The 959-nt window shown below is 79.4% G+C and carries 1 protein-coding gene; it reads left to right on the top strand.

What is annotated here, in order from left to right:
- Nucleotides 1-919, top strand: a 919-nt coding sequence (locus CRM73_RS19380) for a glycosyltransferase (RefSeq protein ID WP_229588820.1), incomplete at its 5' end; no start/stop codon positions are given.
- Nucleotides 920-959: the final 40 nt, after the last annotated feature.

The following is a 959-nucleotide window of genomic DNA, read 5'->3' as shown; positions in this document are numbered from 1 at the left end:
CGTGACCCGCGCGGTGGCCGAGGCCCTGGGCATCCCGTGGGTGTACGAGGTGCGCGAGCTGCCGGCCGACCGGTGGGCGGCCTCCCGTCCCGCCGAGGCCGTCACGAGCGAGCGCCACCGGCTCGACTGCGCCCGGGAGGCCGAGGTCCTGGCCGCCGCGGCCGACGTGGTGACCACGAGCCGTGCGATGGGCGAGCGGGTGCGGGCGCTGACGCGGGCCCTGCCGGCCGGCCCGGTCCCGGTCCGCGTGGCGCCCCCCGCCGTGGACGGCCCCTACCTGGCGGATCCCCGTCCCCTGCGGGAGGCGCGCCGGGTGCTCGGGCTGCCGGAGACGGCCCGGGTGGTGGGCGCGGTCGCGGACCTGGTGGAGCACGAGGGCCTCGACGACCTCCTGCGCGCCGCGGCCCTCGTGCGCGCCGACGTGCCGGAGCTGCTCGTGGTGGTCGTGGGCGCGGGCCCGGCGCGGCGGGAGCTCGAGCGCCTGGCCGCGGAGCTCGGCCTGGGCGACCGGGTCCGCTTCACGGGGCGGGTCCCGGACGAGCAGGTCGTGCAGTACCACCAGGCGTTCGACGTGTTCGTGGTCGCCCGCAAGGACCGCCCGGTCACCCGGGCCGCGGCCCCGACCGAGTCCGTCGAGGCCCTGGCCACCGGGACCCCCGTGGTCGCCTCGCGGCTGCCGGTGCTCGCCGAGACCGTGGCCGACGGCATCACCGGGATGCTCACCCCGCCGGAGGAGCCCGAGACCCTCGCCACGGTCCTGCGGATGATGCTCGAGTGCCCCGCCGTGCGCCGCTGCCTCGGCGGCGAGGGCCGGCGCCGGGTCGTGCCGGGAGGGACGTGGCACGGCGTGGCCGCGGCGGCCGCGGAGGCCTACGACCACGTCACCGGGCGCGCCGGGACCGAGGAGGCCTCGGCCTGAGCGCGGTGCGCTCTCAGAGCAGGCCGAGGCGAGCGAGGCG

This window comes from Kocuria sp. CCUG 69068 (assembly GCF_020833785.1).
Classification (GTDB): Bacteria; Actinomycetota; Actinomycetes; order Actinomycetales; family Micrococcaceae; genus Kocuria; species Kocuria rosea.
This window is presented reverse-complemented; position numbering and strand designations above follow the sequence as displayed.